General features: G+C 64.5%; 11 protein-coding genes and 1 pseudogene. 8 read left to right on the top strand and 4 right to left on the bottom strand.

Annotation, left to right across the window (positions count from 1 at the left end; translation table 11 throughout):
• Positions 1-46: 46 nt before the first annotated feature.
• From AC2W7L_RS05000 to AC2W7L_RS04985, 4 genes are read left to right on the top strand one after another with little or no spacing between them, the layout of a single operon-like run.
• On the top strand, positions 47-1,057 hold the full coding sequence (locus AC2W7L_RS05000) for an NAD(P)H-quinone oxidoreductase (RefSeq protein WP_486003522.1): 1,011 nt from the start codon (positions 47-49) through the stop codon (positions 1,055-1,057).
• The gene (locus tag AC2W7L_RS04995; protein ID WP_486003521.1) at positions 1,054-1,575 is read left to right on the top strand and encodes a proteasome activator; all 522 of its coding nucleotides are present in this window, start codon (positions 1,054-1,056) and stop codon (positions 1,573-1,575) included. Before AC2W7L_RS05000 ends, AC2W7L_RS04995 begins: the two co-directional genes overlap by 4 nt.
• Entirely contained in the window at positions 1,572-2,153 is a 582-nt protein-coding gene (locus AC2W7L_RS04990) for a hypothetical protein (protein WP_486003520.1), read from the top strand. The genes AC2W7L_RS04995 and AC2W7L_RS04990 overlap by 4 nt, the downstream gene beginning before the upstream one ends.
• Positions 2,150-2,992 carry an HAD family hydrolase gene (locus AC2W7L_RS04985; protein WP_486003519.1) on the top strand — a complete coding sequence of 281 codons (843 nt, stop codon included), beginning with the start codon at positions 2,150-2,152 and terminating at the stop codon, positions 2,990-2,992. Before AC2W7L_RS04990 ends, AC2W7L_RS04985 begins: the two co-directional genes overlap by 4 nt.
• Positions 2,993-3,060: 68 nt before the next feature.
• Here the strand turns inward: AC2W7L_RS04985 and AC2W7L_RS04980 are convergent, their stop codons facing one another.
• Both AC2W7L_RS04980 and serS read right to left on the bottom strand, forming a co-directional pair.
• Positions 3,061-3,921: an HAD family hydrolase gene (locus tag AC2W7L_RS04980; protein ID WP_486003518.1), complete on the bottom strand. Its 861-nt coding sequence runs from the start codon at positions 3,919-3,921 to the stop codon at positions 3,061-3,063.
• A gap of 111 nt (positions 3,922-4,032) precedes the next feature.
• Positions 4,033-5,312, bottom strand: a pseudogene (serS, locus tag AC2W7L_RS04975) (serine--tRNA ligase).
• An 81-nt stretch (positions 5,313-5,393) separates the two neighbouring features.
• Here serS and AC2W7L_RS04970 point away from each other — a divergent pair.
• The 4 genes from AC2W7L_RS04970 (at position 5,394) to AC2W7L_RS04955 (ending at position 10,255) form a co-directional block, all read left to right on the top strand.
• A complete protein-coding gene (locus AC2W7L_RS04970; protein WP_486003517.1) occupies positions 5,394-6,509 on the top strand; it encodes a diacylglycerol/lipid kinase family protein in 1,116 nt (371 codons plus the stop codon).
• A gap of 222 nt (positions 6,510-6,731) precedes the next feature.
• Positions 6,732-8,447 carry a hypothetical protein gene (locus AC2W7L_RS04965; protein WP_486003516.1) on the top strand — a complete coding sequence of 572 codons (1,716 nt, stop codon included), beginning with the start codon at positions 6,732-6,734 and terminating at the stop codon, positions 8,445-8,447.
• Positions 8,444-8,668 carry an LPXTG cell wall anchor domain-containing protein gene (locus AC2W7L_RS04960; RefSeq protein WP_486003515.1) on the top strand — a complete coding sequence of 75 codons (225 nt, stop codon included), beginning with the start codon at positions 8,444-8,446 and terminating at the stop codon, positions 8,666-8,668. The genes AC2W7L_RS04965 and AC2W7L_RS04960 overlap by 4 nt, the downstream gene beginning before the upstream one ends.
• A gap of 243 nt (positions 8,669-8,911) precedes the next feature.
• Positions 8,912-10,255: an LPXTG cell wall anchor domain-containing protein gene (locus AC2W7L_RS04955; RefSeq protein WP_486003514.1), complete on the top strand. Its 1,344-nt coding sequence runs from the start codon at positions 8,912-8,914 to the stop codon at positions 10,253-10,255.
• 114 nt (positions 10,256-10,369) lie between these two features.
• Here AC2W7L_RS04955 and AC2W7L_RS04950 read toward each other — a convergent pair whose 3' ends face one another.
• On the bottom strand, positions 10,370-11,245 hold the full coding sequence (locus AC2W7L_RS04950; RefSeq protein ID WP_486003513.1) for a DUF1206 domain-containing protein: 876 nt from the start codon (positions 11,243-11,245) through the stop codon (positions 10,370-10,372).
• Positions 11,246-11,454: 209 nt separating this feature from the next.
• Entirely contained in the window at positions 11,455-12,417 is a 963-nt protein-coding gene (locus AC2W7L_RS04945; RefSeq protein WP_486003512.1) for a HoxN/HupN/NixA family nickel/cobalt transporter, read from the bottom strand.
• Positions 12,418-12,529: the final 112 nt, after the last annotated feature.

Raw genomic sequence — 12,529 nt, 5'->3', positions numbered from 1 at the left:
CCCGGTGCCCCTGCCCTCTCGCGCACCCAGCTACTAGAGTGGACGCATGCGCGCTATCACGATCTCCTCCCCTGGTGACCCCGAGGTTCTGCAGGTCACCGACGAACCGACGCCCGAGCTCGCCGCGGATGAGGTCCTCGTCCGCGTCCATGCCGCCGGCGTCAATCGGGCCGACCTGCTGCAGCGTCGCGGATTCTACGATCCCCCGCCCGGTGCAACGACGATCCCCGGCCTCGAGGTCTCCGGCACGATCGAAGATCTCGGCGCCGAGGTCACCGGATGGTCCGTCGGCGATCGGGTCGCGGCGCTGCTCTCCGGCGGAGGCTACGCCGAATCCGTCCCCGTTCCCGCAGGTCAGCTGCTCCCCGTCCCCGATGACTTCGACCTCACCGAGGCGGCCGCCCTGCCCGAGGTGCTGTCCACCGTGTGGTCGAACATCGTCGGCCGCGGACAGGCGAAGGCCGGCGAATGGCTGCTCGTCCATGGTGGCGGATCCGGCATCGGCACGGCCGCCATCCAGGTTGCACGCCACCTCGGCGTGAAGATCGTCGTGACCGTCGGCTCAGAGCGGAAAGCCGAATTCTGCCGCAGCCTCGGTGCCGATGCCGTCATCAACTACCGCGACGAGGACTTCGTCGAACGCGTCGGCGAAATCTGCACTCACGATGACGGGTCGACGGGAGCCGATGTCATCCTCGACATCATCGGTGCGAAGTACCTCGAACGCAATATCAAGGCGCTGGGCACCGACGGCCGTCTCGTCATCATCGGAATGCAGGGCGGGACGAAGACCGAGATCAACCTCGGCTGGCTCATGCAGCCGCGCAAGTCCGTATCCGCAACGACACTGCGGGCGCGGCCGAAGGAACAGAAGATCGCCATCGTCGCCGAGGTGGCCGAGCAGCTGTGGCCGGCCGTGATCTCGGGCGACATCCGCCCCATCATCCACGAAACCGTGCCGTTGACCGAGGTCGTCCGTGCTCATCAGATGCTCGAGGACGGGGCGAACATCGGCAAGGTTCTGCTCATCGTCGATGAGGAAGGTGCACAGCGATGACCGAGAACCCCGGCACGGGAGACGACGAGAATGCGCGGGCCGACGGCTTGGCGCGGGCGCAGCAGGATCAGGCGGATGTCTCTTCACCGGCGAAGGTGATGCGCATCGGCACCATGGTCAAGCAGCTGCTCGAGGAAGTCCGCGGCACCGAGCTCGATGAGAAGGGACGCGAACGTCTCGCCGAGATCCACCGCCGCTCCATCGACGAACTCGAAGAAGGACTGTCGAAGGACCTCATCGACGAGCTCGAACGCCTCGACCTGCCCTTCGATTCGACCGACGGTCCGCCGACGACCTCGGAGCTGCGGATCGCACAGGCTCAGCTCGTCGGCTGGCTCGAAGGTCTCTTCCACGGCATCCAGACGGCGATCATGGCCCAGCAGGCCATGGCCCAGCAGATGGGCGGTCGCGGCCAGCTGCCTCCGGGCATGGTCCCGCCCGGGATGACACCAACTGAGGGACAGCCGAGTGAGAAGGAGTCGGACCCGGACGACCGCGGCACCGGCAACTACCTGTGAAGCGCTTCTTCTCCGGCCTGCGCAAAAAGGCGACGACGACCGCGGTCAAGGACGATGACCGGTTCGGCACCGGCCTGTGGCGGCACAACCGCGACCGCTTCATCCGCGCAGTCGACCGGTACTACACCACTGCGGTGGCCCTTCACGAAGCACGGGACTCCGGTGGCAGCGCCACGTCGGGAACCGCCTCGGCGAACGCGGACGACACATCCGACGGCAAGGCCACGGCCGCCTCGGCGAAGGATCCCGTCGACGTCATCGTCGACGGCACCCACCGGCTCAACGCACTCGTCGACATCGTCGACGGCCTGACCGCGGCCCTCCACACCCGCTGTCCCGTCACCGGTCAGGTGGTGCCCGGGCCCGCACGGCAGGCCGTCGGCGACGCGCCGGAGCTGCTGACGAAGGCGTCGTCGAAGGTCGGTGAGGCAGTGCTTGCGGCATCGATGGCACGGTCGGAGAGGCCGACGGGGCGGTCGATCGACTCGAGCGCTGAGGCCACGGCCCGGTTCATCACGGACGCCGAGGAGCTGCTGGGGCGGGCACGGGAGATTCTCGCTAGGGTAGAGGCATCATGAGACCTCCGATCAGCCCCGACATCCTGCCGCCCGATGATTTCGACCTCGGCCTCGTCGCCAGCGATATCGACGGCACTCTGCTGCTGAACTGGAAGCCGATCTCGACGGCCACGATCGATGCGATCCATCGTTGCCAGGATGCGGAGATCCCCTTCGTCCTCGTCACCGGGCGGCCCATGCGGTGGCTGGCGCCGATCGCCGAGCAGATTCCGGACCTCGGTCGCGTCGTGTGCCTCAACGGGGCGGTCGTCTATGACATCGCCTCGCAGTCCGTCGTCGATGCCCACACCATCGACTCTCAGTCGCTGGCGGAGATCACCGCGGCGGTCCGCGTCGACCATCCCGAGGCCCGGTTCGCCTACGAGACGCTCAACGGCGGTTTCATCGACCGGGAGTTCGTCACCGCCCGACCGCGTGAGGCCCGGATAATCGACGATGTCTCCGAACTCGCCGGCGAAGACGTCGTCAAGGTGCTCGTGCGTCTGGAGACGAGCGACTCGCAAGCGATGCACGACCTCATCGATCCGCTCGTCGACGGCACCTGCCATGCTTCGTTCTCCGAACCGGACAACGGGCTCGTCGAACTCGCGCCGTTCGGGATCACGAAGGCGAAGACGCTGGAGGACTTGTGCGACCACCTCGGCGTGGCGCGGTCGCAGGTGATGGCGTTCGGAGATATGCCCAACGACATCGAGATGCTGTCCTGGGCCGGGCACGGAGTCGCGATGGGCAATGCGCTCGGGTCGGTCAAGGCGATCGCCGCGGCCGTGACCGAAGCTGTCGACGATGATGGAGTCGCCCGCTACCTCGACGCCGTCTTAGACACCCGCCCCAACTGACCCCTATTGCTACCTGACGGCGGCTCAGCAACCTGGCGCGAGGTTGCTGGGCCGCCGTCAGGTAGTAATTAGGGGCGGGTGTTGGTGGTGCCCACTGCGTCGAGGAGGCTGGAGTCGAGGTCGAAGTAGTCGACCAGAGCCACGGCGAGGCCGTCGTCGTCGACCGAGTCGGTGACTACGCTCGCGAGCCCCTTGAGTTCGTCCTTCGACTGGCCCATGACGATTCCGTGTTCGACCCATTCGATCATCTCGATGTCGTTGAGTCCGTCGCCGGCGCCCACGGTGTGCGCATGATTGACTCCGAGCTGCTCGGCCACGATCTCCAGACCGCTGGCCTTCGAGACCCCGTCCGGAGCGATATCGAGCCAGTTGCTCCAGCCCACCGAATAGCTGACCTCATGAAGTCCGAGCGAGTCCACTGCGGCTGCGAACTCCTCGGCAGTGCCGTTGACCTCACGCATGACGATGCGGGTGGCCTGCTTCGTCAGCAGCTCTTCGAAATCCACGATGTCGAGGGTGTCCGATTCGGCGAGTTCGCCGACCGGGAACGCCCCGGACGCCCACCGGTGCAGGTCCGGATCCTCGACGAGGAACAGCGCCGTCGGCAGCGCCGCGTGCATCTGCTCGAGCGCATCCTTCGGGTCGAAGGACACCACATGGTGCATCTCCCACCCCAACGGCAGCTCCGGGTCGAGGCGGACGACGACGGATCCGTTCGAACACACGACGAATCCGTGCTTGAGATCGAGCGCATGGACGACCTCGAGCGCACCCGGCAGGGCACGGCCGGTGGAGATCACGAGGTGGTGGCCCTCCTCGGCGAGCCGATCGAGCACCTGCCTCACCGACTCCGACAGGGATCCGTCGTAGCCGACGATCGTGCCGTCGACATCGAGTGCGATGAGGTGCGGGGTCAATGTGTCTCCCAACGTCTGCGTGTATCTTCTTATCGTCGTTCCCACCGGCGCCGAGGCGACCGAACCCAACCGAGAAACGCCGGGTTCCGCCGAACGGTCAGTCCCCCGCGACCCGGCACGGCCTCAGTAGCGCGGTCCTTCCGGCCCCTGTGCGGTCATCCCGCCGAGGTAGGGCCGCAGTGCCGCCGGCACCGTGACCGAGCCGTCCGCCTGCTGATGGTTCTCGAGGATCGGCACGAGCCACCGGGTGTTGGCCATGGTTCCGTTGAGGGTGGCGACCGGGCGGTCGACCCGTCGCGGCGTTCGCGGATCTGCAGGCGGCGGGCCTGGAAGGTCGTGCAGTTCGACGTCGAGGTCAGCTCGCGGTACGTGCCCTGAGTCGGCACCCAGGCTTCGCAGTCGAACTTGCGGGCAGCCGAATCGCCGAGGTCGCCGGCAGCGGTATCGATGACCCGGTAGGGCAGCTCACACAGTCCGAGCATCTTCTCCTGCAGCGACAGCATCCGCTCGTGTTCGGCTTCGGCGTCCTCGACCGGGACGTAGGCGAACATCTCGACCTTCTGGAACTGGTGGACGCGGATGATCCCGCGGGTGTCCTTGCCGTAGGAGCCGGCCTCGCGGCGGTAGCAGGAGGAGATTCCGGCATAGCGCAGCGGACCGTCGGAGAGGTCGATGATTTCATCCATGTGGAATCCGGCCAGGGGCACCTCGGAAGTGCCGACGAGGAACAGGTCATCGGCTTCGAGACGGTAGACCTCATCGGCGTGCTCGCCGAGGAACCCGGTTCCGCGCATGACCTCGGGACGGACGAGCGTCGGGGTGATGGTCGGATTGAACCCGGCCTCCTCGGCGACGTCGCGAGCGAGGTTGAGCAGAGCCATTTCGAGCTTCGCACCGAAACCGGTGAGGTAGTGGAAGCGCGAACCGGAGACCTTCGTACCGCGGGTGGTGTCGATGGCCTTGAGTTTCTCACCGATCTCGAGGTGATCGAGCGGATCGAAGCCGTCCGGGGTGAAGTCGCGGGGCTCGCCCACGGTCTTGAGCGTCACGAAGTTCTCCTCGCCGCCGGCAGGGATGCCGTCGATGATGAGGTTCGGGACCTTCGATACGAGCTGGTCGAAGGCGAAGGTGGCTTCTTCGGACTCCGCCGACAGTGACTTCACGGCCTCGGACTTCGCCTTGCCTTCAGCGATGAGTGCCGGCTTGTCCTCCTTCGGCGCTTTTGCGATCTGGGAGGAGAAGGACTTCTGATCCGCACGTGCGTCTTCGAAGGCGGTGATGGCCGCACGACGAGCGGAATCGGCAGCGATGACATCGTCGATGAGCTCGACGGATGCCCCGCGAGCCTCCTGCGATGCCTTGAACAGGGCCGGGTTGTCTCTGAGAAGCGCTAGATCGATCACCCTCTCAGCTTAACGGGCCGGGCGTGTTTTCGACATTCGGCACTCAGCCTGCACACTACTTCGACGCGGTAGATTTGGGACATGATCATCGAGTTGGACCCCCTGATGACCTGGGTCATCGTCATCGGCGCTCTCGCGGTGCTCGTGGCCGCGTTCCTCATCGGCCGCCGCACCGGCGTTCGTCGCGCACTCAACACGATGCGACGCTCCGCCCACCCGGCGAACCTCTCCGACGAGGTGGTCGATGACGCCGCCCGGTACCGTGCCGCGCTCGTCGTCAACCCGACGAAGACCGATGTCCACAACCTGGCCTCCACCGCCGAGGCGATCTGCCGTTTCGAGGGATGGAGCCGTCCGCTCGTGCTCGAGACCACCGTCGACGATCCGGGCGCGGGAGCTGCCGTCCGCGCCCTCGACGAGGGGGTCGACGTCGTCATCGCCGCCGGTGGTGACGGGACCATCCGCGCTGTCGCCTCGGCGCTGGCGGGAACATCGACCCCGATGGGGATCGTGCCGTTGGGAACGGGGAACCTGCTCGCCCGCAATATCGACCTCGTCCTCGACAAGACGGAATGGGCGCTGCGGATCGCCCTGTGGGGGCGCAACCGCGAGATCGACGTGGGGACGGCGAAGACCGACCCGGACGGCGACACCCACGTCTTCACCGTGATGACCGGACTCGGCTTCGACGCCGCGGTCATGGCCGACACCAGCGACGATCTCAAGGCCCGCCTCGGATGGCTCGCCTACGTCGAAGCGGGATCACGGAAGCTCACCGGCAAACCCAGTCATGTCAAGGTCACGTTCGACGACGAATATCGGATCTCGGCCAGGGTGCGTTCGGTGCTCGGCGGCAATTGCGGGAAGCTGCAGGGAGGCATCCAGCTGCTGCCGCAGGCGGTCATCGACGACGGCATGCTCGACGTGCTCATCGTCAGCCCGAAGAACCTCGGTCAATGGGTCGGCGTCCTCGCATCGATCGCCGGCCGCCGGGCTTCACGCGGACTGCACACGAATATCCGGAAGTGCCGCAAGGTCGTCATCGAAGCCGGTGACGACGTCGATATTCAGCTCGACGGGGATCCGCTGGGGCAGTCGTCGTACCTCGAGATGGAGGTCAACCCATCCGCCCTGACCGTGCGTGTGCCAACCGTCGAACAGCGCAAGCAGATCCGCGCCGAGGCGTGGCCGGTCTAGCTCGGAACCGCTGAGATCACGCGGCCGATACCGCCCTTCGCCGAGGCGGCCGTGACAGTCATTCATTTACCGATGAGTAGGTCACGAAACGGCTAATGGAATTCACCTAAGTGTTACCACTTTTAAACCTGAACAAAACGTACAGAAATAGTTTGGAAAACCCTTAGAACCTAGGATGAGTGCCGTATCACACCCCTCGCAACTGAGATTGAAGGCACTCCAATGAAGAAGATCATCCTCGCGCCGGCAGTCGCGCTCGCGTTCACCGGTCTTGTCGCCAGCCCGGTCGTTGCCGCGGAATCGACGTCCGCCCAGTCGTCGTCCACGCAGACTGCCGAGCAGAAGAAGACAGAAGCCGAAAAGGCCGAAGCCAAGAAGAAGGAAGAGGCCAAGAAGGCCGCGGCTGAGAAGGCTGAAGCCGAGAAGAAGGCAGCGGCAGAGAAGGCGGCCGCTGAAAAGAAGGCCAAGGAAAAGGCTGAGGCAGCCAAGAAGGCCGCCGCTGAGAAGAAGGCGGACGAAAAGAAGAAGGCCGCTGAGGACAAGGCGGACAAGAAGGACGACGCCGAGAAGCCGCCGAAGAAGGTCGACCCGAAGCCCGCTCCTGCCCCCAAGGACGAGGACAAAGACGCCAAGGACGACGACAAGTCCGAGGACGAGGCCAATTCGATCAACGCCTCGGTGCAGGTGGCCTCGGGTGAGGTCACGGCCGAAGAGCTCGCCGAGGAAGGCGTGACCGTCAAGGTCACCGGCCTGGAGAAGGGCGACAAGGTCTCGGCGAAGTCCGGACTGACCGGCCCGGCTGTCACTGCCCAGGGTTCGACCGCGACGATGAAGCTGCGCTCAGCCAAGGAAGTCACCCAGGAGTCGGTGTCCTTCGCAGTGCAGGTACAGCGTGAAGGCACGGCACCGGCAACCGAAACCAGCGTGGTCCCGCTGGCCGAAGACACCGAGGCTCCCGAGGTCGACCCGAAGGTCTCGCTCAGCACCACCGAGATCTCGCAGAGCCGCTTCGACGAGAACGGCATCACGGTCACCGGCGAGGGCTTCACCCCGAACGGCAAGGTCACCGTCGTCGGCGGCAACGCGACCTCGCCCTTCGCAACCCAGGAAGTCACAGCAGACGCCGAAGGAAAGATCGCCGCAACAACCCTGAAGTTCGAGGGCGACGAACCGCTTCCGGCCGGCGACTACTCCGTCTGGGGCGTCGATCAGGAGGCCGAGACCAACTCTCCAGCTCAGGACTTCACCATCACCGAAGACGACGCTGTTGAACCGATCGATGCCTCACTCAAGGTTGATCCGAAGGAGATCACTGCCGAGGATCTCGCCAACAGGGACAAGGGCGTGACGGTCACTGTCTCCGGTGTCAAGAAGGGTGACAAGATCACGGACTCCCTCACCGGAGAGACCGAGACGGCAGAAGCCGACGGTGACTACGAGCTCAACCTCTGGTACGAGGGCAACCCCGACAACCTCGAGGTCGGCAAGGTTCCGTTCACCGTCACCATCGACCGTGAAGGCACCGAGTCGGAGACCCTCGAGGGCAACATCAACGTTGTCGCCGAAGACGGAGACGATGACGGCGAGACGGCAACGAAGACGGCAATGACGATGGCAAGGATGGCAGCGACGACGGGGACGACGGTGAGACCGAAGCTCCCGCCGATGCATCCTTCACGGTCTCCCCGAAGAAGATCGAGGCCGCGGACTTCGCCAATGAGAACAAGGGCGTCACCCTCGCCGTCGAGAACTGCGAGCCCGGTGCGGATGTCCACTTCGAGGTCAACCCGAAGGGCATCAACGTCACGGCGTACGAGAACACCGTCACGGCTGATGACGAAGGCAATGCCTCGGTCAACGTCTTCGGCACCTCGTCGGATGTCTCGGCCTACGTCGGTGCTTACACCGCAACCGCGACCTGCGGTGACGACACCATGAAAGACTCCTTCACAGTCACCGGTGGCGCCAATGGCGGCGGATCTGACGGCGGCGACAACGGAAATGCCGGAAACGGCGGAGACGACGGCAGCCAGCTGCCGCGTACCGGTGCCGACCTCGGCGGACTGACGACGGGAGCCCTGCTCCTCCTCGTCGGTGGTGCTGCGATCGCACTGACCGGCCGCAAGAACAAGTTCGGACAGACTCCGACGAGCTTCTGATCCGAGCCAGGCGGTCAGCCTGGAACGACAGACGAAGGGGCGGCTCAGCACACACTGAGCCGCCCCTTCGTCTGTTCTGCCGTCTGAGACGAATCGGTGCTTCCAGGTGAATGGAAAATGAACTCTGCGACGGGGCCGAAGTCAGTGCTGAACAAAACGACCACAACTATGCGTGTGGTGAATGTTGCATTACTGTTACATTCGTAATACTTCACACCCAGCTGTCATTTTCTAAGGAAATACATGAAGAAGCTCGCCCTCGCTCCCGCAGTGGCCATCGCCATCACCGGCCTGGCCGCATCCCCTGTCATCGCTGCCCCGGAAGCTCCGGCCTCGACAACTCAGCAGCCCGCCGCGACTCCCGCTCAGCTCCAGAAGGGCGCTGCACAGGGAGTTAAGGCGCAGGCCGGTGAAATCGGAGTGTCTGCTGACAGCGTCACCGTTGACGAGTTCGCAGAGAACGGCGTCGGCATCGGCGGTGCTGGACTCGAAGCAGACACCGAATACAAGCTGACCGTTGAGCCAGCGAGCGGGCAGAACGTCAATGTTTACGAAACCTCTGTCACAACTGATGCAGAGGGCGCTTTCGATCACGCCGTCGCAGGCGTCGGCGAAGCAAACCCAGCATTCGTCGGTGACTACAAGGTCACAGTTACAAACGATTCTGACGAGAACGCCCCGTACAGCACGAGCTTCAAGGTCACTGAGGGCGAATCCGACGAGCCCGAGGCGCCCGAAGTCGACCCGAAGGTCTCGCTCAACACCGACGAGATCTCGCAGAGCGAGTTCGCGAAGAACGGCATTGAGGTCACCGGCGAGGGCTTCACCCCGAACGGCAAGGTCACCGTCGTCGGCGGCAACGCGACGTCGCCGTTCGCGACCAAGGAGGTCGAAGCCGACGACGAAGGAAAGGTCTCCGCCACCCTGAAGTTCGAGGGCGACGAAGCACTTCCGGCCGGCGACTACTCCGTCTGGGGCGTCGACCAGGAGTCCGAAACCAACTCCCCGGCTCAGGACTTCACCATCACCGAGGATGAGACCGAAGAGCCCACCGCTCCTGCTGAAGAAGCCAAGCTGACCGTCTCCCCCGAGTCGATCACCCCCGCTGACTTCGTCAAGGAAGACAAGGGCGTCACCCTCGCCGTCGAGAACTGCGAGCCCGGTGAAGACGTTCGCTTCCTCGTCAACCCCAAGGGCGAGTCGAGCGTCACCGCCTTCGACAAGACCGTCCAGGCTGATGACGAAGGCAAGGCCAACGTCAACGTCTACGGCACAAGCGCCTCCAACGCCTCGGCCTACATCGGCGACTACGATGTGACCGTCACCTGCGGCGATGACGAACTGACCGGTGAGTTCTCCGTCGAGGAAGATCCGAACGCCGGCGGCGGCGATGACGGCAATGAGGACGGCAACGGCGGAAACGACGATGGCGACAACGGAGATGCCGGCAACGGCGGCGACCTGCCTCGCACCGGTACCGAGCTGACCGGCCTCGTCGGCGGCGCGGGCCTCCTCCTCATCGGTGGAGCCGCAGTCGCTATGACCATGCGTCGCAAGAAGGTCGCCCAGGATCCCGCTGAGATCTGATAGCGACTCAAGTGAGATCGTGCCAACTCGATTGAGCTGGGCCTGAGACGAAGGGCGCGAACCCAACCGGGTTCGCGCCCTTCTTCGTCTATCTGCAGCGAAGCAGAAGACGGCTCATTCCATGCGGTCGTACCTCGAGCGCAGGGCGAGGAAGACTCCGTAAAGGACCAGGCCGAGGCCCACGGCCAACAGCAGATACGGCCCGAACGGCTGATCTCGCATACCTTTGAGCGCTCCGTCGATGCCGGTGAATTCCTCCGGATCACCGGTCGCAGCGGACACCACGATGAGGATGCCCACAGACAGCAGCGTAACGCCCTTGCCCAGGTAGCCGACGACACCGGTGAATCCGATGAGGAAGCGGGTGATCGCGCTGCGCGGTCGACGCAGCTCCTCTTTCCACTTCCGTCGCAGACCATTGATACAGAACACGATTCCGATGATCGCAATCACGACGCCGACAGCCATGAGGATGTACAGTCCGCCCGGCGCCTTCGCCACACTTGTCGAGGCTTGAGAGCTCGACTGCCCCAAGTCGGCTCCCCCGCCGAAGACGAATTGGGAGAAGGTCGCGGCAACCACCACATAGGCGATGGCGGAACCGACCATGGTGAAGAAGTCGATCCACTGCTTCCGCCCCTGCTTCTTCTGCGGGTCCGTGGTCCCGGCATCACGCAGCGAAGCTGAGCCGAAGAACGCATTGACCAGACACCACAGCGCCATCAGTGCACAGCCGAGGAAGCAGACGACGATCAGCACCATGCCGAAGGGCTGCGACGCGATCTGCCCGACCGCTCCGGCCTGATCGGCTTCTCCGCCGCCCTGCCCCAATCCGACCGTCATCGCAGTTGCGCCGAGGATCGCGTGGACCAATCCGTTGGCGATGAACCCCGCACGGGCCACCCGCTCGAACCAGCGGCTGTCCGCGGCCTCCTGAGCCGCCGAATCGGCGCTGTCGGCGACCTGTCGAACCTTCTCTTTCTCGTTCACAGAGTCAGTGTCGCACACCTACTGCACTGTTCTGCATTATTCTGCGAACACTGGTGAGAGCCAGGCGACCGAGCCCATCACACGCTGGCCATCTTCCCTGTCTTCCGCCTGTCTCCGTGTCCAGGGCACATACCACTTCCTCGCTCACCTCGGTCGCTCACTTCGGTCGCTCAGCTCGAGCGATGCCTCATTTCTCTGATCCCAGTCGTTCAGCCGATATCGGGCGAAGCCCCGGACCGGACGCGGCGAAGCCTGCGAATAGTGATCACAGCCGCCACGGCGATGAGCACGAACAGGACAGTCGCCACGATTCCCAGATAGCTGGTATCGACCTCGGGCAGGACGAAGATATTCGTCTCTGCCCCCACCTCGACGACTCCCGCGAGAACCACCAACCCTGCGATGACCACGGACAGACCGGTGATGACGATGTTGTAGCCGCGGAAACGGCCCCGTCCACGCGACGCCCAACCGTAGAGATTCGACATGAACAGGCTGTCCGCCGTATCGCAGGCGGCCATCCCCACGGCGAACAGCAACGGCAGCGAAAGAGCCAAGGCCGCCGATGACCCGGCGGCCGTCGTCCCTGCCGCGATCATCAGTCCGATCGTCGCAGCAGTGTCGAAGCCGAGGCCGAAGAGGACTCCGATGGGGAACATGCGCCGAGGACGATCCACGGTGTCGAGGACTCGAGCGAAGGCCGATGTCACAGGCCCCTTCGGACCCGAGCTGGAATCATCGTCTTTCCGCCGCAGCACTCCGACGAGCGAGACCAGATTGACGATTCCGAAGACTGCCACGACGAAGGTCGCGAACGACAGGCCCCAGAGTCCGAGACCGAAACGCGCGGCCGAATCCTCGGCCAGAACGAGGTCGAGTGCCACACCTGCCCCTAAGGCGACGAACACACCGGTGACGACCACAACCGACGAGTGTCCCAGGGAGAACCAGAAGCCGACGGTGCCGGCAGGAGTGCCCTTCGCGGTCAGGCGCCTGGTGACATTGTCGATTGCGGCGATGTGATCGGCGTCGAACGCGTGCCGCGCGCCCAGCAGCACTGCGGTCAGAGCCAGCCCCCACGCTGCGGAGGGCGCGGTCTCGGGCAGAGAGATGACGATCAGCATCAGAGCAATGACCGTGATTCCGACCAGCGCTAGGGCGGTTCGCACCATCGTCCGACGGGTTCCGTGCTGTCCCCACCTCCGATCTGCGCCGAGGCTGTCGCCCTCAGCCCGCACAGACGCCGATGCTCGGGTATCCCTCGTTCCTGGTGTCAGTGTCATT

Source organism: Brevibacterium sp. LAARM3_SD1, assembly GCF_057364765.1.
Note: the sequence above shows the minus strand (reverse complement) of the source record. Positions and strands in the feature narration are given on the sequence as shown.

Excerpts from the sequence above, each read along its gene's own strand:
- AC2W7L_RS05000 (WP_486003522.1), top strand. The coding sequence starts at position 47 with ATGCGCGCTATCACGATCTCCTCCCCTGGTGACCCCGAGGTTCTGCAG.
- AC2W7L_RS04995 (WP_486003521.1), top strand. The coding sequence starts at position 1,054 with ATGACCGAGAACCCCGGCACGGGAGACGACGAGAATGCGCGGGCCGAC.
- AC2W7L_RS04985 (WP_486003519.1), top strand. The coding sequence starts at position 2,150 with ATGAGACCTCCGATCAGCCCCGACATCCTGCCGCCCGATGATTTCGAC.
- AC2W7L_RS04970 (WP_486003517.1), top strand. The coding sequence starts at position 5,394 with ATGATCATCGAGTTGGACCCCCTGATGACCTGGGTCATCGTCATCGGC.
- AC2W7L_RS04965 (WP_486003516.1), top strand. The coding sequence starts at position 6,732 with ATGAAGAAGATCATCCTCGCGCCGGCAGTCGCGCTCGCGTTCACCGGT.
- AC2W7L_RS04960 (WP_486003515.1), top strand. The coding sequence starts at position 8,444 with ATGAAAGACTCCTTCACAGTCACCGGTGGCGCCAATGGCGGCGGATCT.
- AC2W7L_RS04955 (WP_486003514.1), top strand. The coding sequence starts at position 8,912 with ATGAAGAAGCTCGCCCTCGCTCCCGCAGTGGCCATCGCCATCACCGGC.
- AC2W7L_RS04945 (WP_486003512.1), bottom strand. The coding sequence starts at position 12,417 with ATGGTGCGAACCGCCCTAGCGCTGGTCGGAATCACGGTCATTGCTCTG.